22 protein-coding genes are annotated in these 22,044 nt (G+C 63.8%); 11 read left to right on the forward strand and 11 right to left on the reverse strand.

Going from position 1 to position 22,044, the window contains the following annotated elements:
* Positions 1-57 precede the first annotated feature (57 nt).
* The 3 genes from SY26_RS19930 to SY26_RS10835 all read left to right on the forward strand — a co-directional run bounded on the left by SY26_RS19930 (position 58) and on the right by SY26_RS10835 (position 3,389).
* The gene (locus tag SY26_RS19930) at positions 58-1,116 is read left to right on the forward strand and encodes a phosphatase PAP2 family protein (RefSeq protein WP_052715236.1); all 1,059 of its coding nucleotides are present in this window, start codon (positions 58-60) and stop codon (positions 1,114-1,116) included.
* The gene (locus SY26_RS10830) at positions 1,107-2,933 is read left to right on the forward strand and encodes a hypothetical protein (RefSeq protein WP_046000519.1); all 1,827 of its coding nucleotides are present in this window, start codon (positions 1,107-1,109) and stop codon (positions 2,931-2,933) included. Before SY26_RS19930 ends, SY26_RS10830 begins: the two co-directional genes overlap by 10 nt.
* 78 nt (positions 2,934-3,011) lie before the next feature.
* Positions 3,012-3,389 carry a hypothetical protein gene (locus SY26_RS10835; RefSeq protein ID WP_045981913.1) on the forward strand — a complete coding sequence of 126 codons (378 nt, stop codon included), beginning with the start codon at positions 3,012-3,014 and terminating at the stop codon, positions 3,387-3,389.
* A gap of 118 nt (positions 3,390-3,507) precedes the next feature.
* On the opposite strand, the gene SY26_RS10840 is transcribed toward SY26_RS10835, so the two are convergent.
* From SY26_RS10840 to SY26_RS10870, 7 genes are all read right to left on the reverse strand, one after another.
* Entirely contained in the window at positions 3,508-4,173 is a 666-nt protein-coding gene (locus SY26_RS10840; protein WP_052715237.1) for a membrane integrity-associated transporter subunit PqiC, read from the reverse strand.
* 2 nt (positions 4,174-4,175) lie between these two features.
* Complete coding sequence (locus SY26_RS10845) at positions 4,176-6,227, reverse strand: intermembrane transport protein PqiB (protein ID WP_052715238.1); 2,052 nt, start codon at positions 6,225-6,227, stop codon at positions 4,176-4,178.
* 42 nt (positions 6,228-6,269) lie between these two features.
* On the reverse strand, positions 6,270-6,932 hold the full coding sequence (locus tag SY26_RS10850; protein WP_046000520.1) for a paraquat-inducible protein A: 663 nt from the start codon (positions 6,930-6,932) through the stop codon (positions 6,270-6,272).
* Positions 6,929-7,624 (reverse strand): paraquat-inducible protein A, encoded by a 696-nt coding sequence (locus tag SY26_RS10855; RefSeq protein WP_046000521.1) that lies wholly within the window; start codon positions 7,622-7,624, stop codon positions 6,929-6,931. The genes SY26_RS10850 and SY26_RS10855 overlap by 4 nt, the downstream gene beginning before the upstream one ends.
* 78 nt (positions 7,625-7,702) lie before the next feature.
* Positions 7,703-9,427 carry a sensor histidine kinase gene (locus SY26_RS10860; protein WP_232303325.1) on the reverse strand — a complete coding sequence of 575 codons (1,725 nt, stop codon included), beginning with the start codon at positions 9,425-9,427 and terminating at the stop codon, positions 7,703-7,705.
* A 76-nt stretch (positions 9,428-9,503) separates the two neighbouring features.
* A complete protein-coding gene (locus SY26_RS10865) occupies positions 9,504-10,070 on the reverse strand; it encodes an RNA polymerase sigma factor (RefSeq protein WP_045981909.1) in 567 nt (188 codons plus the stop codon).
* 55 nt (positions 10,071-10,125) lie between these two features.
* Complete coding sequence (locus tag SY26_RS10870; protein WP_231558891.1) at positions 10,126-10,236, reverse strand: NepR family anti-sigma factor; 111 nt, start codon at positions 10,234-10,236, stop codon at positions 10,126-10,128.
* 131 nt (positions 10,237-10,367) lie between these two features.
* On the opposite strand from SY26_RS10870, the gene SY26_RS10875 reads away from it, so the two are divergent.
* Positions 10,368-11,171: a response regulator gene (locus tag SY26_RS10875; protein WP_045981908.1), complete on the forward strand. Its 804-nt coding sequence runs from the start codon at positions 10,368-10,370 to the stop codon at positions 11,169-11,171.
* 36 nt (positions 11,172-11,207) lie between these two features.
* Here the strand turns inward: SY26_RS10875 and SY26_RS10880 are convergent, their stop codons facing one another.
* The 4 genes from SY26_RS10880 to SY26_RS10895 are packed head-to-tail and all read right to left on the reverse strand — an operon-like array spanning position 11,208 to position 14,297.
* Positions 11,208-12,098 (reverse strand): YihY/virulence factor BrkB family protein, encoded by an 891-nt coding sequence (locus SY26_RS10880; RefSeq protein ID WP_232303326.1) that lies wholly within the window; start codon positions 12,096-12,098, stop codon positions 11,208-11,210.
* Between the two features lie 60 nt (positions 12,099-12,158).
* Positions 12,159-12,866, reverse strand: a complete 708-nt coding sequence (gene dnaQ / locus SY26_RS10885; RefSeq protein WP_046000523.1) for a DNA polymerase III subunit epsilon — start codon at positions 12,864-12,866, stop codon at positions 12,159-12,161.
* Positions 12,859-13,446: a dephospho-CoA kinase gene (gene coaE / locus SY26_RS10890; RefSeq protein WP_046000524.1), complete on the reverse strand. Its 588-nt coding sequence runs from the start codon at positions 13,444-13,446 to the stop codon at positions 12,859-12,861. The genes dnaQ and coaE overlap by 8 nt, the downstream gene beginning before the upstream one ends.
* Positions 13,443-14,297, reverse strand: coding sequence for a shikimate dehydrogenase (locus tag SY26_RS10895; protein ID WP_046000848.1), 855 nt, complete (start codon positions 14,295-14,297; stop codon positions 13,443-13,445). Before SY26_RS10895 ends, coaE begins: the two co-directional genes overlap by 4 nt.
* A gap of 493 nt (positions 14,298-14,790) precedes the next feature.
* Between SY26_RS10895 and SY26_RS10900 the strand changes: the two genes are divergently transcribed.
* The 7 genes from SY26_RS10900 (at position 14,791) to SY26_RS10920 (ending at position 22,042) form a co-directional block, all read left to right on the forward strand.
* Positions 14,791-15,237: a CopD family protein gene (locus SY26_RS10900; protein ID WP_046000525.1), complete on the forward strand. Its 447-nt coding sequence runs from the start codon at positions 14,791-14,793 to the stop codon at positions 15,235-15,237.
* A gap of 127 nt (positions 15,238-15,364) precedes the next feature.
* Positions 15,365-16,636 carry a transcription termination factor Rho gene (gene rho, locus SY26_RS10905; protein ID WP_045981904.1) on the forward strand — a complete coding sequence of 424 codons (1,272 nt, stop codon included), beginning with the start codon at positions 15,365-15,367 and terminating at the stop codon, positions 16,634-16,636.
* Positions 16,637-16,646: 10 nt separating this feature from the next.
* Complete coding sequence (gene mnmE, locus SY26_RS10910) at positions 16,647-17,912, forward strand: tRNA uridine-5-carboxymethylaminomethyl(34) synthesis GTPase MnmE (RefSeq protein WP_046000526.1); 1,266 nt, start codon at positions 16,647-16,649, stop codon at positions 17,910-17,912.
* A gap of 12 nt (positions 17,913-17,924) precedes the next feature.
* Positions 17,925-19,784, forward strand: coding sequence for a tRNA uridine-5-carboxymethylaminomethyl(34) synthesis enzyme MnmG (gene mnmG, locus SY26_RS20525; RefSeq protein ID WP_084693839.1), 1,860 nt, complete (start codon positions 17,925-17,927; stop codon positions 19,782-19,784).
* Positions 19,781-20,371 (forward strand): 16S rRNA (guanine(527)-N(7))-methyltransferase RsmG, encoded by a 591-nt coding sequence (gene rsmG / locus SY26_RS20530; protein ID WP_084693810.1) that lies wholly within the window; start codon positions 19,781-19,783, stop codon positions 20,369-20,371. The genes mnmG and rsmG overlap by 4 nt, the downstream gene beginning before the upstream one ends.
* A complete protein-coding gene (locus SY26_RS10915) occupies positions 20,364-21,149 on the forward strand; it encodes a ParA family protein (RefSeq protein WP_045981902.1) in 786 nt (261 codons plus the stop codon). The genes rsmG and SY26_RS10915 overlap by 8 nt, the downstream gene beginning before the upstream one ends.
* The gene (locus SY26_RS10920; RefSeq protein WP_045981901.1) at positions 21,149-22,042 is read left to right on the forward strand and encodes a ParB/RepB/Spo0J family partition protein; all 894 of its coding nucleotides are present in this window, start codon (positions 21,149-21,151) and stop codon (positions 22,040-22,042) included. Before SY26_RS10915 ends, SY26_RS10920 begins: the two co-directional genes overlap by 1 nt.
* Positions 22,043-22,044 lie beyond the last annotated feature (2 nt).

Raw genomic sequence — 22,044 nt, forward strand, 5'->3', positions numbered from 1 at the left:
CACGGCTTCGTGTGATAGATTAATCGGGTCACCCGTTCCTGTTTTCCCTGGTGCATCATGTCCCTGTTCCACGCCAAACATGCCAAGCATGCCAAGTCCGACGACATGCCGGACGGCCAGGGGGCGCTTTTGTCCCTTGCCCTGATGCGAACGCGCGATGCGATCGCGGGGATTGAGGATCCGCAGGGCCGGGGCGGTTCCCCCGCCATGCTGGCGCCGGGTGCGCGGCTGGCGCGGCTGGACCCGGACCACCGCGCCGCAATCCTGTTGGCGGAACTGTCCGAGGATCTGCCCCTGTCGGCCGATGACGGGGTCGCCGGTGCATCATCCGCCAGCCTGCTGTGCCGCCAGGCGGACGGAACCTGCGCCTCGCTGGTGCGGATCGACCGGCCCGATCTGGTGCAGTTCCGCGAGGCTGCGGCGATGGTCGGGCATTACGCCGAACTGCGCCCCGACCGCGCCCCCGAGATCGAGGTCCAGACCCACGGCCTGATGCCGTTCTTTGCCGCGATCCGCCCCCTGGAGCCGTCGCGGAACCCCGCCACGCTGGAGATGCTGGCCCGCGCGATGGACCTGACCACCGCCGCGGTCATGCGTCTCAAGCTGGCGTTGGCCTGTCCGCGTCCCACGCAGTTCAGCGACCTGATCCAGCCGATGATCGCCTGTCCCAGCCATCCCACCCTGCCCAGTGGCCATGCGACCCAGGCCTTTTGCCTGGCCACGCTGCTGACGCGGCTGGACGACCCACGGGCGCCGCTGCAGGCCGACGACCCGCTGTTCCGACTGGCCTGTCGCATCGCGGTGAACCGGACGGTGGCCGGCGTGCATTTCCCCGCCGACAGCGCCGCGGGGGCGGTGTTGGGGTTGCAGCTGGCGCATTACATGCTGGCCCGCGCCGATCCGGCCGCGACCGCCCACGGGGCGCAGTTCGACGGGCGGCTCTATCACGACGGCGGGGCCGTGCGCGATTTCCACTATGGCATCCTGGCCGAGATGCTGGACGACGCCGATCCCGCCACAAGGCTGCGGGGACCTGCACTGACCCCGCGCCCCGCGCCGTTATGGGCCACGCTGGTCGCGCGCGCCCGGGACGAACGGGCGGACCGGTGGAGCTGACAGCCGCATGGACCACCCCGGGTCCCGCCCCGGCGGGGCTGTCGCCCGCGCTGGTTGAATGGTGCCGGCGACACCGGGCGACACCGCCCACATCCGCGCCCGACCTTCCCACGCTGATGGCGCAGGCGTTCGGGCGGATGGATCGGTCCTGGTTCCTGCCATCCGCGGTCCTGCACCCGGACGCGGTGAACCGTGACCCGGCCCCTGCAGGCGCCGGTCCGCTGATGGCTGCGAGCGCGCTGCCGGACCCGGACCGGGGCTGCATCATCGCCGTCATCGACGATGCCATTCCGTTCGCACATCAGCACCTGCGCCTGCCCGGGGCGCTGTCGCGGGTGGCGTCGCTGTGGGTCCAGGATGCCCGCGTCGATCCCGACGGTCCGGGCCGCGACCTACCATGGGGAATCGAGCTGCGGGGCGACAGGATCGGCGGCTGGCTGGCGGGACTGGAATCGGGTGCGATCGCGGCCGAGGATGCGGTCTATCGCAGGGCCGGGGTCGTGGCGATGGACCGCCGCACGACGCACAGCGCGGCCTTTGCCGCGGGTCACGGCGCGGCGGTGGCGCTGTTGGCCGCGGGCTTTGCGCCGGACGATCCGCGTGCCCGCAATCATCCGGTGATCGGGGTGACGCTGGCCCCCGGGGTGATCGCGGACACCTCGGCCACGCTGGCCCAGGACCCGCTGCTGGCCGCCATCGTCTTCGTCATCACCCGCGCCCGGATGCTGTGCCGCCAGGTCGAGGCCGCGCATGGCCTGCCCGTGGACAGCGTGCGCCTGCCCGTGGTGCTGAACCTCAGCCTGGGGCTGACGGCGGGGCCGCGCGACGGCACGGGCCTGCTGGAACGCTTTCTGGATGCGCTGGCGACCCATGCGTCCACCGGGCTGGGGCCGGTGCATGCGGTGCTGCCGACCGGCAATCATCGCATGGCGCGCCTGCGCGCGACCCTGCGTCCCCAGGGCAGGATCGGATGGCAACTGCCGCCCGACGACGCGACCCAGACCCCGCTGGAGATCTGGGGGCCGGTCCGTCCCACGCGACCGGACTGGCCCATGCGGATCGGGCTGACGCCACCCGGCGGGACCGAGGCCCGGACCCGCTTTTGCGCCCCGAACCAGTCCAGCATGCTGCGCGACGGGCGGGGGCGCGATCTGGGCCGGGCGTTCTATCGGGTGATGCCGCATCCCGACGGCTGGCGCGAATGCATGACGCTGATCATGGCGCCGACCTGCCCCGCCGCCGCGGGCGACAGCTGGGCGCCGCCCGGCCGGTGGGGGCTGGCGCTGGTGCAGGGGGACGGCGATCACGCGGTGTCGGTCCAGCGCGACGACGTCCTGCGCGGTTTCCCGCGAGAGGCGCGGCAAAGCTGGCTGTCCCAGCCCGCCTATGCCGACATGGACGCCCGGGGGTTTCCCGTCCTGCTGGACCCGCAGACCGCCGGCCCCGCGCGGGTGCAGCGGGCGGACACGGTGAACGCCTATGCGACGGGGCGGCACGGCCTGCGGGTTGGCGCGGTGGACCGGTGCGGGCGGGGGCTGGCCTATGCCTCGTTGATCGGGGCGGCGCAGGGCGGTGATCTCTTGGCCTGCGTGGACCGGTCGCAGGCCCGGCCCGGCATGATCGTGCGTGGCCGCACCAGCGGCAGCTTTGCCGTGATGAGCGGCAGCTCGATGGCGGCCCCTCAGGCGACACGCTGGTTGGCCGGACACTTGGCCGACGGGGCGCGGCCCGACAGCCGCGCGGCGATCATCCGGCTGGCGCAGGGGGCGACAGACGTCCCCGTGCCGGTCCTGCCGACCGAACCGCGACGGGACTGATCCTTTCACGCCGCTTTCACGGCAGCATGCGAATCACGATGCACAGGACGAACGGATCGTCCGCACGGGGGACAGGCGATGAAGGACAAGGACACCGCGGAATTCCAGGACATGCTGGCCGCCCTGCGGATGCTGGGCGCGGACCCGGCGCCCGGCGCGTCGGTCGGGCGGGCGATGGCGCGGATGCAGACCACCGGCACCGCCGACCGGCCCAGCTGGGCCGCGCTGCAGCGGCTGGAGCGCGAGAACGAGCTGTTGATCGATCACGCGGAGATGCTGGCCTGCGCGCTTGGCGCCTGTCCGAACTGTTGGGGCACGCTTGAGGATTGCGAGGAATGCGGCGGCGTCGGGCGGCCCGGCGCCTTCAACCCGGACCGCACCTGCTTTGACCATTTCGTGCTGCCGGTCATCATCCGGGTGCTGGGCCACGGGCCCACCGAGACATCCGGCGCCTGATCCGCGCCGGAAGGGATACCTGCAGGGCCGTCTGTCGTGAGCGGTGTGGTGGTATTGGTGCCCGTCCTGCGGGTGGATCGGCGGAAGGCCGTCTGGGGCGGCCTTCCGCCGATCTTTTTCAGAACAGCGGCGGCAGATCGAACGGATCGGACGCGGCCGGACGCGTGGTGGCGATGGTCGCCCCCGGCCCCGACAGCGTCGCGATCTGCTGTGCCAGGATCGAGATCGCCTGGCTGGCCGCGGCCGCCGTCGCGGCCGGCCCCTGCGCGGTCATTGGAACGCGGATGTCAAAGCTGCGCGCGTGGTTCGTGCCGCCCCCTGAAAGGCCGTCGTCGGACACGAAATACCGCCCCGACAGGCGATAGGTGGTGTCAGCCTGCGCCAAGGCGCGTTCGACGCGCACCTCCAGGATGCGGGCGGGGGGCTGGGCCAGGGGCCAGGGCTCGCTGATGACGGTGGCGCCCGACACGTCGCTGATCGCGCGGGCCAGCGTCGTGGTGAAGGACCGGGCCGGGTCGTCCGCCCACAGGTTGTCCGAGTTGGACCGCACCGCCCCGTCGCCGGTCTGGAACGCGACCTCCTGGTCGGCGGCGTATTCGGGCAGGGACACGTCCTTGAGTTCCGCGGTGCCAAGGCGGTTGGGCACCTGGACCCCGGCCACCGGGGGGTCGATCAGGAAACGCCCGGTCTTTTCCGAGTTGGAACAGGCGCCCAGCAGGGACGCCCCGATCAGGACGGCGATGGGCAGGGCAGGCAGGCGCAGGGCGCGGTGGGGCAGCATCATGTCTATCGTCCCAGAATGAAGGCGCGGGGGTTGCGTTCGATCAGCCGGGCAACCGAGCCGATGGAGGAGGTGGCACGCCGCAGCTCGCGCAGCGCCCCGATCAGTTCGTTGTTGAAGGCCGACCGGTCGCCATAGCTGGCAAACAGCGTGTCGGCCCGCGCCGCGGTGACCTGCAGGCGCTGCAGCAGGTCGGGCAGCTGCTGGACCGAGGCCGCGATCTGGTCGGCGGCCTGGCTGGCGCTGTCCAGCGCGCTGTTCAGGCTGCCCACGGCGTTGCCGTCGCGCAGGTCGTCCAGCAGGCCCGTGGCCGATTCCAGCACGTTGGACAGGTTGCGCGGCAGCTGTTCGGCATCCTCGCTGCCCAGCATGGCGCGCAGGTCGGCCAGGATTCCCTCGGCCTGCAGGCTGATCTCGGCAAAGCCGAACTCCTCGACCGAAGCTGCGGCGCTGTCGATCTGTTCGACCATCTCGGGGACGCCCACGGCGGCCTCGGACACGGCGGTGAAGGCGGCGGAGGCCTCGTCCAGCATCCGGGCCAGGGTCTGTCCGCTTTCGGCCTGCCGCAGATCGCCCGTGATGGCGCTGATGTCGGCCAAGGCAACGCTGCCCCCCTCGATCGCCTCGCGCAGCGCACCGGGGATCGCACGGGTGTCCTGCGAGGTCGCCAGCGCGGTGATCCCGTCCAGCGTGTCGCGGGCCGAGGTCAGCAGCTCCTCGATGGGCAGGTTGCCGATGCGGTTGACCAGCCCCTGGGCGCTGGCGGTGAAATCGTCCAGATCGCCGGGCACCGACGGGATCAGCGGGTTCGGTCCCGTTTCCAGGTCGATCGTCGCCGGGCCCGCATCGGGCATGTCCACCAGTTCGACCATCAGGGTGGTGCCCAGGAATCCGGCGCTGGCCACGCGCGCGCGCAGGCCGTCGCCGACCTCCTCGGTCAGCAGGGCCAGCGCGTCGTCGGCGGTCGATCCGTCCGGCAGGCCCATCCGCCGCGGAGAGATCACCATGCTGACCAGCTGGCGCGGCACGGTGTTGCCCTGCTCATCCTCGGTCAGGCTGACGGCCAGGTCGGTCACGCGACCGACGCGCAGGCCCTGGAACTGGACATCGGCGCCGGTGGACAGGCCCTCGACGCTGTCATCGATCAGGATCCCCACGCGCAGCAGGCGGGTATCGTCATCCTCGAACCGAGCGGTGCGGGCGGTGCCCTCGTCCGGCTGAACGGCGAATTCCTGTCCGGGTTCGATGGGCGTGCCGCCGCTGACGAAGGTCTCGAAGGCCACGCCGCCCTGCAAGAGCGACGACAGCGAATTGACGTTCAGCGCCACCCCCTGCGTCCCAAGCGAGACCGAGAAGCCGGACGTGTCCCAGAAGACGGTCGCGCTGGTCAGCCGCGCGTCATGGGGCGCCTCGACAAAGGCGTCCACGATGACGCGGTCGGTGCCGGAATCCACGCGAATGTTCTCCAGCCGACCAACTTGCACGCCGCGGAACAGGACCGGGGCCCCTTCGGACAGGCCGTCTGCGGTCTCCATCGACAGGGTGACCCAGGTGCCGGGCTGATCGTTGCGGATCAGCGGCGGGCGGTCCAATCCGGTGAAGCGTGCGGCCGGCTCGGACACCTCTGCGTCCCAGTAACCCTCGATGAAGGCGCCGCTGAGGACCGTGTCCAGACGGGTGACCCCCTGGGCGCTGACCTGCGGGCGGACGATCCAGAAGGACGCGTCGGCATCGATGAACTGCGCCACGTCGGTGTCCACGCGGACCGACACCACGACCCGTGACAGATCGTCGGTGAACTTGACCCCCTCGACCCCGCCCACGGTGATCTCGCGAAAGCGCAGCGTGGTCTCTCCGGGCGTGATGCCGGTGGCGTCCGCGAATTCGATCTCGATCACGCTGCCCCGGTCGCGGAACGCGTTCCAGGCGATGCCAAGCGTCACGATCAGCGCCACGATGGGCACGATCCAGATGACGTTGATACCGGCCTGGGCCGCGCGGGCGGCCGTCTTGCGCACCGGGCTGGCCGGCGTCAGGGGCGGGGGTGTGTCCGTCATGAGGTCGTGATCCTTGGGCGTTCGTACTGGAAATGCAGGTGGTCAGGGTTCGCGGCGGGTGCGCAAGGGCAGGCCGCGCCAGATCAATCGTGCGTCAAAGCTTTGCGCAGAAAGCATCGTGAAGGCAACCGACAGGGCAAAGGACACCGCGGCCGGTCCCGGCCGGATCGAAGCGACGAAGCCCAGCTGTACCAGCGCCGACAGGATGGCCACGACAAAGACGTCGATCATCGACCAGCGACCGATAAATTCGACGACCTCATAGACCTTCAGCCGCGAATGGGCCTGCTCCACGCTGGCCGGGCGGCCCGCGACGATGGCCAGCCAGGCGATGGCCAGGAACTTGCCCACCGGCACGATGACCGAGGCCACGAAGACGATCAGCGCGATGTCGTAATTGCCGTAATGCATCAGCTCGACCACGCCGCCCAGGATCGTCGCCTCGGAGTTGCCGGCAAGGCCCGCGAAGGTCTGGGTGCTCATCATCGGGAAGACGTTGGCGGGGATATAGGCGATCAGCCCGGCCAGCCACCATGCCCAGACTTTCTGCAGGCCGCGCCGGTCGGGCGCGACCAGATGCGCGCCGCAGCGGTGACAGCGGGCCTGATCCTGGGGCCAGACCCGGCCGCAACGGTGGCACCCCGACAGACCGGCGCGATGCGCGGTCAGGACGGGGGCATCGGACTGTCCGGCAGGCGCGCTCATGCGTCGCCGGGGGCGGTCAGGGGGGCGGGGGTCTTGGCCTGATACTCGGTCTTCATGCCGGCATCCTCGATCGCGTCCCAGATCGAGGTCTGGCACATGAAGGCACGGCTGGCGAGGTTCACGAAGATCAGCGCGCAGAATGCCCAGAAGGCCGGGCCCAGATGGACGGTGGCAAGACCTGCGACCTTGATCAGCGCGACCGCGGTGCCGATGACAAAGATCTCGGCCATGGACCAGGGGCGCAGCAGTTCGGACCAGCGGAAGGCGATGGCCGCGTGGCGATGCGGAGGACGCCCCTGCGCCAGCGGGACCAACGTATACAGCAGCAAGAACGCCCGCAGGATCGGCAGGCCGATGATCATCGCCAGCACCGCCAAGACCAGCGGCAGCAGAACCCCGTCGGCAAAGGCCAACGCCACGTCGAACAGCGAGCTGGCATTGCCGAAGCCCATCGCCGACACCTCGAGGAAGGGAAAGAACACCGCCCCCACCAGCAGCACCATCGAGGTGAAGGCCAGCGCGATCAGCTGCGCGAACGCGCCGTCGCGCGGCTTGGCCAGGACCGTGCCGCAGCGGATGCAGCGCGCGGTCTCTCCGACGTCCAGATCCTCCTGGACATGCAGGGCGTCGCAGAGCGGGCAGGCAATCAGCCCTTCGCCGGTCGACAGATCATATGTTTGTTCGCGTTCCATGCGCCGAAGATAAGCCTGCCGGCCTGCGGTGCAAGCATGGCGCGAGCGGGCCACGCAGAATTGCACGCAGGCGCGGCGCTAATGCCGCGATCCAGCCCGCGCCGCCGATGTCAGGACGACCTGTCGAGGGCTGTTTCCGCCCGCGGAACCGGCCTGGCCAAGCCGGAAGGTCAGCGCCAGGCGATAGGCGCCGGGTTGGGAATCGGTGGCGACATCGCCTTCCAGCTGCATCGAGAACGCCTCGATCAGCTGGCTGCCCAAGCCAGTGCCGCCTGCGGCTTCGTCCGGGCCGGTGGAGTTCACCACCTCCAGAAGACCCTGCCCCGGCGTGGGAGAGGTCAGAGACACGCGCACCCACGGATCGCCGCCATCCGCCGGATTGCCCGCGTATTTCATGGCGTTGGTGAAGGCTTCGGTCGTCAGCAGGGTCAGCGGCACCGCCTGGTCGGGCAGCATCGTCAGCGGCTGGATGTCGGTCTGCACCTGCAGGTGACGGCCTGCGCTGGCCGATGCGGTGGTCAGCTGGGCGATGATGTCGGTGATCAACCGGTCGGCATAGACCTGATCCAGCTGTTCGGCCTGATACAGGTTTCGGTAGATCGTGGCCAACGCCGCCACCCGGTCCTGGACCGAGCGCAGCACGCGTTTGGCGTCCCGGTCGTCGATCAGGCGGCTTTGCATGTTGATGATCGAGGCGATCAACTGAAGGTTGTTCTTGACCCGGTGATGGACCTCCTTAAGGAGGACGGTCTTTTCGGCGACGGCCTGCTCCATCGCCTCTTCGTCGCGGATCAGGATGCGGGCCATGTTGTGAAAGGTCTGGCTGACATCGGCGATCTCGGTCGGCGCATCGGCCAGGACCGGGGGCGGGCTGTCGCGATTGCCGATGGCGAAACGACGCATCTGTCCGCGCAGGACGGTGATGTGGCGCAGGACCAGCCGGAACACCGCGAAATAGGCGACCGCCAACGACACAACCCACAGCGCCACCGGCAGCATGACGGCGCCAAAGCGCGACAGCTGGAACAGGCCGACGCCGGCGATGCTGGGGCTCCAGCTGCCAAGGGCATAGACCAGGCCGGGGACCACCGGCACGACGGTGAAGACGCGCATCTCTCCGCTGTTGGCGCGGGTGCGGAAGGTCGCCTCGCCTTGTCCGGGCAAACTGACCAGGGGTACGTCGCGGGGCAGCAGCTGGGCTGGGTCGTCGCCTTGGCTGGTATCCGCGATCAGCACGCGGCCGGAATTGTTGAAGGTCAGGATACGCGCGCCTTCGGTCCCGAAATCCATCGCGTGGGTCGAACGCAGCAGCTCCTGCGTCAGGGACAGGGCGGTCAGGCCCAGGAATTCGCGGTCGCGATACAGGGGCTGCAGCACGACAACGACGGGTTCCCGGCTGACCGGCCCCTGGGCCATGGCGGTCACCGCGGTCATCGGGTTCTGCATGAACTCGCGGACCATGTCGCTGTTAGACAGGTCCAGCTGCGGGTCGTCCGGCCCGGCGGAACTACATTCGACGCGCCCGTCCACCGGCACGAAGGCCGCATGGCGATAGGTGCCGCTGCGCTGCACGAAATTGCGCAGCAGATCCGAACACATGCCGGGCTGGCCGGCGCTTTCCAGGATCGCGGGGCCCAGGGCGTCGGCGGCCCCCAATGCGCTTTGCAGCAGGGCCCGCTCTCCGGCGGCGGCCGATGCGGTCCAGCCCAGCAACGCGATTTCGGCGCTGCGTTCCGCCTCGCGCGACAGGTGCAGGTTCTGGACAAGAGAGATCAGGCCGATCGGAAGGATCGCAATGGACAACAGCGCCCCGAGCCGAAACCCGAGACGCCGCGTGAATTCCATCCGTTGGGTGATCCGCCTCAGCACACCGCCCGCCTCAGCGAGAACTGTAGTTGTTCTGCGCCATGACGGCCAAGGTCGCCTGGTCGGTCATGCTCAACTCCTCACCCTGCTCCAGGTGCAGCAGTTCAGCCAGCTTGCGGCGCCCGCGATTGGCGCGCGACTTGACCGTGCCGACAGCGACCTTGGTCATCTCGGCCGCCTCCTCATAGGAAAAGCCCGATGCGCCGACCAGGATCAGCGCTTCGCGCTGTTCGTCGGGCAGCTTGTCGAAGGCCGCGCGGAAGTCGCGAAGGGCAAGGCGCCCGTCATGGTCGGGCCGCGTCGCCTGCCGGGCGGCATGGATGCCGTCACTGTCGCTGACCTCGCGTTTTGTTTTGCGGCGCGACGAATAGAACGTGTTGCGCAGGATGGTGAACAGCCAGGCGCGCAGGTTCGTTCCGGCCTGGAACTTGTCCATGTTCGTCCACGCCTTGACGATGGTGTCCTGCACCAGATCGTCGGCCGACGCCCCCTCGCGGGTCAGCGACAGCGCAAAGGCCCGCAATGCGGGCAGGTGGTCGACCAGCTGGTCGCGCGGATGAACCGAAGGGGAATTGGTCATGGAAATGAAACACCGGAAAGCTTGGGAATCGAGGAACGCCGGGCCGGGAAACGGATCATTCCTGTTCCTTCAACTTCTTCAGCAGTTCCAGAAACCGATCGGGGATCTGGTCAGTTGCATCCTGCTCATAGACGCGTTTCAGGTTCTCATCGATCTGTTTTTCCACAGCCGCTCTCCTGCGGTCGTCTCGCTTTGGTGTCATATTCGTGTCAGTCCCGACAAACTTGTGCGCACAGCATGCAACCGATAGGGGGTTCAGTTGGTTCCCTGCAATACGCGATTTAAGAGGACTGTGTAATGACTGTTGCCGATCTGGCCCAATCCATCGGGCGCGAGCTTCCGTTTCTGCGTCGCTATGCGCGCGCCCTGACCGGCAGCCAGCGCGCCGGCGACAATTATGCAGCCGCCACGCTGGAGGCGATCCTAACCGATCGCAGCGTTCTGGACGGCGAAGACGACCTGCGCATCGCGCTGTTCAAGACGTTCCACGTGATCTGGCAAAGCTCGGGCCAGCCGGTGGACGATGCCGAGATGTCCGAACGTGAACGCCGGGCCCAAGGCCATCTGCGCGGCCTGACGCCAAACTCGCGCGAGGCCCTGTTGCTGCGCACGATCGAGGAGCTGCGCGCCGACCAGATCGCCCGCGTGATGCAGATCGAGGCTGCCGAGGCGGAGGAACTGGTCCAGATCGCGCTGAACGAGATGGGCCAGGCGCTGCGCGGCAAGGTCATGGTCATCGAGGACGAGATGATCATCGCGATGGACCTGAAGGGCATCGTCCAGGCGATGGGCCATGACGTCACCGGCGTCGCCCGCACCCACACCGCCGCGATCGAGCTGGCCGGCAAGCACCGTCCCGACCTGATCCTGGCCGACATCCAGCTGGCCGACGGATCGTCGGGCGTCGACGCCGTCAACGAGCTGCTGGGCAGCATGGGCGACATCCCGGTGATCTTCATCACCGCCTTCCCGGAGCGCCTGCTGACGGGCGACCGCCCGGAGCCGGCCTTTCTGATCTCCAAGCCCTACAGCGAGGAGCAGGTGCGTTCGGCGGTCAGCCAGGCGATGTTCTTTGCCTCGACCGAGGGCCTGAACGCCTGAGGACAAGAACTGGGGCGCCCCGACCGGGCGCCCCATTCACTTTGCCTTCTCGGCCAGCAGTTCGTCAAAGCCGCGCCGTGCCTCGCGTGCCGCACGCATCCGGCGACGCCGCGCCAGTTCGACATTGATCAGCGCACCCAGCAGAACCGAGAACCCCGCCAGATAGAACCACATCAGCAGCGCCACCACGGTCCCGATCGAGCCGTAAATGCGGTTATAGCTGTTGAAGCTGCCCAGATAGGCGGAAAAGGCGATCGACCCTGCCGACCACAGCACGGCCGCGAACAGTGCTCCCCAGGTGAAGATCGGCGTCCGCGGCGTCTTGACGTTGGGACCGTAGCGATACAGCACCCCGATGGTCACGATCACCAGCAGGAACATCCCCGCCCAAGGCAGCACCGTCAGCAGCGATGCCCGCACCGGCGCAAAGACCAGAAAGTTCAGCAGCACCGGCACCACAACGATCGTCGCAAGCCCCGCAAGGGAGATCCCGACGATCACCAGCGTCAGCGCATAGGCCAGCACGAAGCCGAAGATCGTCGAATGCGCCCGCACCCCATAGGCAGCGTTCAGACCGCGGATCAAGGCATCCACCCCCGCCCGCGCCGCGACGGTGGCGATCATGAACGACACGAACGACGTCCACCCGACCGAGGTCTGGCCATTCTGCGTCAGCGTGGTCACCTGGTCGTCGACGATGTCGGACGCGCCGTCCGGCAGGAATTCATGCGCGACGTCCAGATAGGTCAGGACGACCATCGGGTCGAACCACAGGCTCCACAGCGCGATGATCGCGGCCAGTCCGGGAAACACCGCGAACATCGCATAGAACGCGACGCCCGCCGCGATCAGCGTCATGTGGGTCTTGTCCATCCGTTCGAAGATGGCGCCCCAGAATGATCCCAGATCCCGCAGCCAGTCCAGCATCCCGCCCCGCATCCCTTTTCGTCAGCATGGTCCGCGAAACCGGCCCGCGCAAGACCGCCGTCAGGTCGTGGCGAAGCGCGCCCAGACCGAATCCTCGCCCAGCTTGGACACGAATTGAGCATGGGCCTGCGCCTCGTCCGGGGTCAGGCGGGGCGGCAGGGGGCGGGGACGCGCGGCGCGCGGGCGCATCTGGCCATCGGGGCTGCGGGCAGCGTCGTCCTGTGCACCGGGCTTGTCCAAGACCAGGTCGGGCTGGCGGCCACCGATCAGTTCCAGATAGACCTCGGCCAGCAATTCGCTGTCCAGCAAGGCGCCGTGCAGCTCGCGACCCGAATTGTCCACGCCGAAGCGTCGGCACAGCGCATCCAGCGTCGCGGGCGATCCCGGAAACTTCTCGCGTGCCAGCATCAGCGTGTCCAGCGCCCGCGACCATGGCAGCGGCTTGTGCCCCGCGCGTTTCAGTTCGGCGTTCAGGAATTTCATGTCGAAGCTGGCATTGTGAATCACCAGCTTGGCGTCGTCGGCGATGAAGTCCATGAAATCACTGACGATCGCCGCGAATTTCGGCTTGTCGCGCAGAAAGTCGTCGCCCAGACCGTGGACGTCGAACGCCTCCTTGGGCATCGACCGTTCGGGGTTAATGTAGACGTGGAAGGTGCGCCCGGTGGGCAGGTGGTTCATCAGCTCCAGCGCGCCGATCTCGACGATGCGGTCGGCACCCTCGGCGTCGAAGCCGGTGGTTTCGGTGTCCAGGACGATCTCACGCATGGGGGGCAACCTCGTTCACGATGCGGGCGACGGCGGCACGGGCGCCATCCAGGCTGTCGGTCGGAATGATCCAGTCGGCGCGGGAACGCTTGTCCGCGTCGGGCATCTGGCGCGCCAGGATCATGGCCAGCGTATCGCGCGTCATGCCCGGACGCGCAAGCACGCGGGCCGCCTGAGTGGCAGGATCGGTGGACACCACCGCGACCCCGTCCAGATCAGGGGGATGCGCGCTTTCGAACAGCAGAGGGATGTCCAGGACGACCAGGGGTGCGCCCACATGTCGCGCCAGGAAATCCTGCCTGTCCCGTGCGACCAGGGGGTGGACGATCCCCTCCAGCCGCGCCAGTGCGGCAGGGTCGGCGGCAAGCGCGGTCTTCAGCGCGCCCCGGTCGATTCCGCCCTGGGCCAAGGCCTCGGGAAAGGCGGCGGCGACCGGCGCCACGGCCGATCCGCCTGGTGCATACAGACGATGGACGGCCTGATCCGCGTCCCAGACCGGGTGACCAAGATCGCGGAACATCTGTGCCGTGGTGGATTTGCCCATGCCGATGCTGCCGGTCAGGCCAAGACGAAAGGTCATTCCAGCGCGACCCGCCGCGCCTCGTCGTCGACATCGGGGCGCTGGCCGAACCAGCGTTCAAAGCCTGGGGCCGCTTGGTGCAGCAGCATTCCCAGACCATCGACCACGCGGCATCCGCGGGCCTGCGCCTCGGTCAGGAAGGGGGTCATCAGCGGGGTATAGACCAGGTCTGTGACCAAGGCACCGGGCGACAGCGCGTCCAGCGGCACCCGCAGCGGCTGTTTTCCATCCATCCCAAGCGAGGTGGCGTTGACGACGGTGGATGCGCCTTCCAGCATGTTGCCGACCTGGGCCCAGTCATAGACGACCAGACGCGCCCCGAACTCCGCCTTGATCTGTTCCGCCCGCAGCCGCGTCCGGTTGGCGATGCGCAACTCCTTGACGCCGCTGTCCAGCAGGGAGGCGACCACCGCCCGTGCCGCACCCCCCGCACCGATCACCGCGGCAGGGCCCAGATCGGGCTGCCAGTCGGGTTCGTTCTGCCGCAGGTTCGCGATGAAGCCATAGCCGTCGGTATTGTCGGCATGGATCTTGCCGTCGGGGCGAAAGATCAGCGTGTTGGCGGCACCGATCAGGGCCGCGCGGTCCGTGACCGTGTCGGCCAGCGTCAGGACCGCCTCCTTGTGGGGAATGGTGACATTGGCGCCGACGAAACCGGCACGCGGCAGGATGCGCAGAACCTCGGCCAGATGTTCGGGCATTACCGGGATCGGCACGTAATGGCCGGGCAGGCCATAGCGGGCCAACCAATGTCCGTGCAGGCGCGGAGAGCGCGAATGCGCGATGGGCATGCCGATCACGCCGGCCAAGGGCGCGTGGGTGATCTGTCTGGCGGGCAGGTCGTCTTGCATCGGCTTGATCATCACGTGGCGTCTTTTGGTGCAGACTAGGCACACGAACGGCGTGGCGAAAGCCCCTGTCGGCATCTGTCGGCATATCTGTGGCGGATCGGGGCAGGCACGCTGTGGACAAATCCTCGGAGGAATCGGCGCCGGGGTTGGTGGCAACCCGCGTCAATCCCCTGCGTGTCCTGATTTGCCCTTGGAACAAAGCAAAAACAGCAGGGCGTTTTCCACAGGGGGACGAATCGGGCATCCCGATCGGGCGGCCTGTGGAGGAATCAGCGGCCAAATCATTATCCGCAAAGTTATCCACATATGATCGCTTTGTTTACAAACGGTTTTCAGGTCGGCTTGCCGCTTTCGCACATGCTTGTCCACAACGCCCGATTCTGAGGAAATCCCGGTGAACAGAGTCCAATTCCTGCTATCCACAGGCCCTACTTCAACAACATTCCTTTCTTTATCTTTCTTATTTAAGAAAAGACCGAAGAGAGGTTTCGCGATGATCGACGGACTGGCCCTGATTTATCCCTATGTGAAGGCGTTCCACGTCATGGCCGTCATTTCGTGGATGGCCGGCCTGTTTTACCTGCCCAGGCTGTTTGTCTATCACGCCGAACGCAGTAGGGAATCGGCCGAACCGGTCGCAAGCTTTGTGATCATGGAACAGAAGCTGCTGCGGCTAATCATGAACCCGGCGATGATCGCCACGTGGGTCAGCGGATTGGCCCTGGTGATGACGCCGGGCATCGTCAGCTGGGACATGACCTGGCCGTGGGTCAAGGCGGCCTGCGTGATCGCAATGAGCGTGTTTCACATGTGGTGCGCGCGCGAACGGCGGCATCTGTCAGCCGGAGTGGCCCGTGCCGGGCGGTCCTATCGGATGATGAACGAGGTCCCGACCCTGCTGATGGTCGGGATCGTGACCGCCGTGATCGTCAAGTTCTGATCGAAAAGATTGACTCGTGACCGGCGCGGCCTTATCTGCGCCCCAACCCCGGCCGTCCGGTACGGGATTCCCTTGAACACCTGTCTGCTCCGTCTGATACGTCGCGCGGCCGAAAGTTTGCATCAGAATGACCGAAGAACGCCTGAATCTGTCCGACCTCAAGGCAAAGAGCCCCGCCGACCTGCTGTCGATGGCCGAGGAGTGGGAGATCGAGAACGCCTCGACCATGCGCAAGGGCGAGATGATGTTCTCGATCCTCAAGGAGCATGCCGAGGAGGGCTGGGAGATCGGCGGCGAAGGCGTGCTGGAGGTCGTCCAGGACGGCTTCGGCTTTCTGCGGTCGACCGAGGCGAACTATCTGCCCGGACCGGACGACATTTATGTCAGCCCGGACATGATCCGTCAGCACTCGCTGCGTACGGGCGACACGGTGGACGGCGTCATCCGTGCGCCTGGCGACAACGAACGGTATTTTGCGCTGACGAAAGTCGAGAAGATCAACTTTGAAGAGCCGGAAAAGGCCCGTCACAAGGTCGCATTCGACAACCTGACGCCGCTTTACCCCGACGAACGCCTGAACATGGAGATCGAGGATCCCACGGTGAAGGATCGCAGTGCCCGGATCATCGATCTGGTGGCGCCGATCGGCAAGGGTCAGCGGTCGTTGATCGTGGCACCGCCGCGGACGGGCAAGACGGTTCTGCTGCAGAACATCGCTCATTCGATCGAGAAAAACCATCCGGAATGCTATCTGATCGTCCTGCTGATCGACGAGCGCCCCGAGGAAGTGACCGACATGCAGCGCAGCGTGCGCGGCGAGGTCGTGTCCTCGACCTTCGATGAACCGGCCAGCCGCCACGTTGCGGTGTCCGAGATGGTCATTGAAAAGGCAAAGCGTCTGGTCGAGCATAAACGAGATGTTGTGATTCTCTTGGACTCTATCACAAGACTTGGTAGAGCATTCAATACTGTTGTCCCAAGCTCGGGCAAGGTCCTGACCGGCGGTGTCGATGCGAATGCATTGCAGCGGCCCAAGCGGTTCTTCGGTGCGGCACGCAATATCGAGGAAGGTGGCAGCCTGACAATCATCGCCACGGCGCTGATCGACACCGGATCGCGCATGGACGAGGTGATCTTTGAAGAATTCAAGGGTACGGGCAATAGCGAGATCGTCCTGGACCGCAAGGTTGCAGACAAACGCGTCTTCCCAGCCATGGACATCCTGAAATCCGGTACGCGGAAAGAGGAACTGCTGGTCGACAGCAAGGACCTGCAAAAGACCTATCTGCTGCGTCGCATCCTGAACCCGATGGGCACCACCGACGCTGTAGAGTTCCTGATTTCCAAGATGAAACAGACCAAGAGCAACGCCGAGTTCTTCGACTCGATGAACGCCTGACGAGGCAGCCATGGACCTGATCTTTGCAGAAGCCACCCCGCCCGGGCGGGGGGGGGTTTCTGTCATCCGTCTGAGCGGCACGAATGCTCGGCTGACTGCCGAGCGTCTTGTCGGCCAAATGCCTGACGCGCGTCATGCGTATTTTCGGACCTTGAGGCACGATGACGAGCCAATCGACCAGGTTCTGGCAATGTGGTTCCCAGAGGGTCAGAGTTTTACCGGCGACGAAGTGGCAGAACTGCATCTGCATGGTGCACCTGTGATTTCACGACGGGTGGGGTCCGCGCTGCTGTCCATGGGTGCCAGACCAGCGGAAGCCGGTGAGTTCACACGGCGAGCCTTTCTGAACGGCCGGATGGATCTCGCCGAAATCGAGGGGCTGGGTGATCTGCTTGCCGCAGAGACAGAGGCTCAGCGTAAGCTGGCCTTGCGCACTGCGAGCGGCGAACTGGCCCAAAAGGCGTTGGAATGGCGCCAGCTTCTGATCGAAGCTGGCGCCTTGGTCGAGGTCAGTGTTGATTTCGCGGACGAAGACGTTCCTGATGAGGTCCCCAATCGGGTTTTCGAAGCAATTGCAGAACTACGCGAAGCGCTGCAGCGCGAGTTGGCAGGATTTTCATCGGCCGAACGGATCAGGATGGGGTTCGAAGTCGCTATCATCGGACCGCCAAATGCCGGAAAATCGAGTCTTCTGAACAGGTTGGCCCAGAGAGATGTGGCGATCGTATCCGATCGGGAGGGAACGACAAGAGATGTAATTGAACTCAAGTTCGATCTGAACGGGTTGCCCGTGACGTTTCTTGATACGGCAGGTTTGCGGGAATCTGACGATGCTGTTGAGAGGATTGGGATCGACCGTGCATTGAATCGCGCTAAAAGTGCTGATCTGCGTATCCATCTTTCACGTGACGGGGATATCGTCCAAGAACTTTGGCACCCTGATGACGTCATTGCGGTCAGCCATGCGGACATCTATGAAAGTGACGCCGATCTGACACTATCCGCAGTGACCGGGCATGGTATTGACAAAATGCTTGGTATAATCGGGGAAATACTGAGAAACCGTGTTTCTTCTGCAGGTCTGATCAGTCATGAGCGGCAGCGTCTAGAAATCATCACCGCACTTGATGCAGTTGAAGGCTTAGGGGGATTGCCCGCAGAACTTATTGCGGAGAAGATTCGTGTATCTGCAGCATCGTTAGATCGTTTGCTTGGAAGAATCGGTGCGGACGACTATCTTGATGTTATCTTTTCCTCGTTTTGCATCGGCAAGTAGGAGTTGTTTCACGTGAAACATTACGACGTCGCAGTCATTGGTGGGGGGCATGCAGGCTTGGAAGCAGCTAGCGCTGCGGCGCGCCTTGGTGCAACTGTAGCCCTGGTCACCATGCGCCGCGAGGACATCGGTACGTTATCCTGCAATCCTGCTATCGGTGGACTTGGCAAAGGTCATTTAGTCCGTGAAGTCGACGCGATGGATGGCGTGATGGGACGCCTGGCTGACCAAGCCGGTATCCAGTTTAGGCTTCTGAACCGTCGAAAAGGGCCTGCAGTTCAAGGGCCTAGGGCTCAGATGGATAGAGATCTTTACCGCGCCGCCGCTTGGGAGCTTATTTCCAGCTACGTTGGCGTTGATGTCGTGTTCGGCGAGGCTGTTGAATTTCTTGGCGATGCAAATGTTGTCGAAGGAGTGAGCTTATCCGACGGAAGAGACGTACGTGCTAAATCAGTTGTCTTGACAACAGGCACGTTTCTCAATGGCATGATACATATTGGCGACGTCAGCCGTCCTGCCGGTCGTTGGGGGGATAGGGCGGCAAGCAGGCTTGGTGAGAGCCTTGCCAAGTTTGCCCTGCCACTGGGTCGCCTGAAAACTGGAACGCCGCCGCGGATCAGAAAATCGTCAATCGATTGGGATAGTCTGGAATCTCAACCAGGTGACGAAACGCCGGTCACCTTCTCTTATCTTCTTGCCGTGTCGTTAGTTCAGCAGATCGATTGCAAGATCACACATACAAATGCGACGACACATCGAATCATCAAAGAAAATATTCAGAAATCTGCGATGTATGGTGGTCACATCAGTGGTCGCGGACCCAGATATTGTCCCTCGATAGAGGATAAAATAATTCGCTTTGCCGACAAAGATTCCCATCAGGTATTTCTGGAGCCGGAAGGATTGGATAGCGATATCGTATACCCGAACGGCATTTCAACTTCTCTGCCTGAGGATGTGCAGCTGGCTTATGTTCGGTCCATCCGGGGGATGGAGAATGCGGAGATCACTCAGCCAGGGTATGCGGTCGAGTATGATTATATCGACCCTACGTCCCTAGATACGACGCTCGCAGTCAGATCAGTTCGAGGCCTGTTCTTGGCAGGTCAGATTAACGGAACGACAGGATACGAGGAAGCAGCTGCCCAAGGACTCGTTGCTGGCTTGAATGCCGCACTTAAGGCGGCAGACAAGGCACCTGTGACCTTTAGTCGGACAAACAGCTATATTGGTGTGATGATCGACGATCTGGTCACAAGAGGCGTGACAGAACCCTACCGTATGTTTACATCCCGCGCCGAGTTCAGATTGACGTTACGGGCGGACAATGCAGATCAACGTCTTACCCCGATGGCAATCGAGATAGGGTGCATTTCGAATGAACGGTCTGTGTCGTTTCAGGAGCGTCAATCGAAATACACTTATGCACGCGATCGTCTTAGTTCTGTTTTCTTATCACCGAATGATCTGAGCAGTGCCGGAATCCACGTCTCGAGGGACGGGCAAAGAAGGACTGTCTTTAGCTTGCTCGGTCATAGCGATATCAATCCGGACAAACTCGCAGATATTGTTCCTGAACTGGCTGCTGTCTCCAGTGAAACATTGGTGCAACTGCGGAACGATGCTTTGTACGAGCAGTATACTGATCGGCAAAATAAAGATGCTGAGTTAATCAGAGCTAATGAGACTACATCTCTCGACCCTGATATTGACTACAGCGGCTTGGGTGGTCTCTCGTCTGAATTGCGTGGAAAGCTTTCGGATCGTCGACCTAAAACTGTGTTCGAGGCTTCAAAGATTGAAGGAATGACGCCGGCCGCTTTGACGCTATTGATCGTCACTTCGAAGACAAGCGTGCGTCGTACTGCATGATTGTTTCACGTGAAACACATGAGAGGCTTATCGCATACGAAGCTCTCGTACGGAAATGGAATGCAAAAATAAACTTGGTTGCGCCTTCGACACTTCCGGAGTTCAACACAAGACATATTCAGGACAGCATTCAGATCTTCAATCAACTACAATTTCCGGAAGGGAATTGGGTAGACCTTGGAAGCGGCGGCGGACTCCCTGGAGTAGTTGTCTCCATATATGCTCAGAAGGCCCCTCTGACAGTGTCCTTAGTTGAAAGCGATCAACGGAAGTCGGCGTTTTTGCGCACCGTCATTCGAGAGCTATCGTTGCAAAATGTATCGATCCTGACAGGTCGTATAGAAAATGTTCCGCCACTAGGCGCAAACTTCGTTTCTGCTCGGGCGCTTGCACCATTATCGGCCCTTCTTTCGATGGTCCAAAGGCACATGCACCAGAACGGCACCGCAATATTCCTGAAAGGCCGTTCGTGGAAAGCGGAATGCGCCGAAGCAAGGAAGGAATGGCGATTTGACGTTACCAGCTTTCCAAGTAAAACAGATCCAGACGCAGCCATCCTGAAAATTACCGGAGTCTCGCATGCCTGAACAGCATATTGTGGCAATCGCGAACCAAAAGGGCGGCGTTGGCAAGACGACGACCGCTGTTAACTTGGGTGCCGCCCTGGCGCAAGCAGGCTATCCGACGATACTTGTCGACCTGGACCCTCAAGGAAACGCGTCAACGGGACTGGGGATTGGGACTGAAGACCGTGATTTCACGGTCTATGACCTTTTGACCGGGGATGCGGATCTCATGACTGCAGCCGTTGACACTGCGGTTCCGAACCTGCGGGTTGTCCCATCGACATCCGATCTTGCGTCTGCCGACGTACAACTGTCCCAAGTTGCTGATCGAACACGTCTTTTGGAACGCCAGCTATCTGATGCACCACATGGAACGATCGTGCTGATCGACTGTCCTCCAGCCTTGGGTCTGTTGACGGTTAATGCGATGGTCGCGGCATCCAGCGTTCTTGTTCCGCTTCAGGCGGAATTCTATGCTTTGGAGGGTTTGTCGCAATTGCTGGGTACGGTGAAGCAGGTCCGCCAAGGCGCCAATCCCAAGCTTCGCATAAATGGCATTCTTCTTACGATGTCCGATTATCGGAACAACTTGTCGCAGCAGGTGGAGGCAGACGCGCGCGAGACGCTTGGCGATCTTGTCTATCCCACGGTCATTCCCAGAAACGTCCGCGTGTCCGAGGCCCCGTCACATGCGCAGCCGGTGTTGATCTATGATCCGTCGTCAAAGGGCAGCCACGCCTATCGTCAATTCGCGACCGAATTCACGGCGCGCCTGAAACTGATCCCGGAGATTGCGTGATGTCGGACAGCAAGATTGCGAAACGTGGCCTTGGCCGGGGTCTGTCCGCATTGATGGCCGACATGGACCTGGGGGACAGCGCAGGTCCTGCGCAATCGCGAGATCGCATGATGCTCCCGATCGAGCAGATCACCGCTAATCCTGACCAGCCGCGTCGTACCTTCGATCCGGACGCGTTACAGGAGCTTGCCGCCTCCCTGCGACAGCGCGGTGTGCTTCAGCCCCTTATCGTGCGTCCCCACCCACAGGACAAGGATCTCTATCAGATCGTCGCGGGCGAACGGCGCTGGCGTGCAGGCCAGATGGCGCAACTGCATGAGATGCCGGTCATCATCCGAGACATGTCGGATACAGAGGTTTTGGAAGTCGCCATTATCGAGAATATTCAGCGTGCCGACCTGAATGCGATCGAAGAAGCGGCATCGTTCCGGCAACTGATGGACCGTTTCGGTCATACGCAGGAAAAACTGGCCGAAGCGCTGAACAAGAGCCGCAGTCACATCGCAAACCTTCTTAGGCTGTTGTCATTACCCGATTCCGTCCAGGATATGGTCAAGGACGGCAAGCTCAGTGCGGGGCACGCCCGCGCCTTGATTACCGCTCCCAACGCTGCGCAGTTGGCCCGTAGGGTCAGTGAAAAAGGCCTGTCAGTCCGTGATACCGAAGAGATGGTGCGAAAGCTGTCGCAGGACGGTGGCGAAAAGCCGCGCAAGGCCTCGCGAAGCGCTGCAAAGGATGCCGATACCAAGGCGCTGGAGGCAGATCTGGGTGCTCATCTGAAGATGCGCGTGCAGATTTCACATGGAGGTGCGGATGGTGGGCAGTTGACGATCACCTATCGGGATCTGGACCAGCTGGATCAGCTGTGCCAGCTTCTTGGAGGCAATCGCTGACC

The organism is Paracoccus sp. 228, from assembly GCF_000967825.1.
Lineage (GTDB): Bacteria > Pseudomonadota > Alphaproteobacteria > Rhodobacterales > Rhodobacteraceae > Paracoccus > Paracoccus marcusii.

Coding starts and splice junctions, on each gene's coding strand:
- SY26_RS19930 (WP_052715236.1), top strand. CDS start 58: ATGTCCCTGTTCCACGCCAAACATGCCAAGCATGCCAAGTCCGACGAC.
- SY26_RS10835 (WP_045981913.1), top strand. CDS start 3,012: ATGAAGGACAAGGACACCGCGGAATTCCAGGACATGCTGGCCGCCCTG.
- SY26_RS10840 (WP_052715237.1), bottom strand. CDS start 4,173: ATGATGCTGCCCCACCGCGCCCTGCGCCTGCCTGCCCTGCCCATCGCC.
- SY26_RS10845 (WP_052715238.1), bottom strand. CDS start 6,227: ATGACGGACACACCCCCGCCCCTGACGCCGGCCAGCCCGGTGCGCAAG.
- SY26_RS10850 (WP_046000520.1), bottom strand. CDS start 6,932: ATGAGCGCGCCTGCCGGACAGTCCGATGCCCCCGTCCTGACCGCGCAT.
- SY26_RS10855 (WP_046000521.1), bottom strand. CDS start 7,624: ATGGAACGCGAACAAACATATGATCTGTCGACCGGCGAAGGGCTGATT.
- SY26_RS10865 (WP_045981909.1), bottom strand. CDS start 10,070: ATGACCAATTCCCCTTCGGTTCATCCGCGCGACCAGCTGGTCGACCAC.
- SY26_RS10875 (WP_045981908.1), top strand. CDS start 10,368: ATGACTGTTGCCGATCTGGCCCAATCCATCGGGCGCGAGCTTCCGTTT.
- SY26_RS10880 (WP_232303326.1), bottom strand. CDS start 12,098: ATGCTGGACTGGCTGCGGGATCTGGGATCATTCTGGGGCGCCATCTTC.
- dnaQ (WP_046000523.1), bottom strand. CDS start 12,866: ATGCGTGAGATCGTCCTGGACACCGAAACCACCGGCTTCGACGCCGAG.
- coaE (WP_046000524.1), bottom strand. CDS start 13,446: ATGACCTTTCGTCTTGGCCTGACCGGCAGCATCGGCATGGGCAAATCC.
- SY26_RS10895 (WP_046000848.1), bottom strand. CDS start 14,297: ATGCAAGACGACCTGCCCGCCAGACAGATCACCCACGCGCCCTTGGCC.
- SY26_RS10900 (WP_046000525.1), top strand. CDS start 14,791: ATGATCGACGGACTGGCCCTGATTTATCCCTATGTGAAGGCGTTCCAC.
- rho (WP_045981904.1), top strand. CDS start 15,365: ATGACCGAAGAACGCCTGAATCTGTCCGACCTCAAGGCAAAGAGCCCC.
- mnmE (WP_046000526.1), top strand. CDS start 16,647: ATGGACCTGATCTTTGCAGAAGCCACCCCGCCCGGGCGGGGGGGGGTT.
- rsmG (WP_084693810.1), top strand. CDS start 19,781: ATGATTGTTTCACGTGAAACACATGAGAGGCTTATCGCATACGAAGCT.
- SY26_RS10915 (WP_045981902.1), top strand. CDS start 20,364: ATGCCTGAACAGCATATTGTGGCAATCGCGAACCAAAAGGGCGGCGTT.
- SY26_RS10920 (WP_045981901.1), top strand. CDS start 21,149: ATGTCGGACAGCAAGATTGCGAAACGTGGCCTTGGCCGGGGTCTGTCC.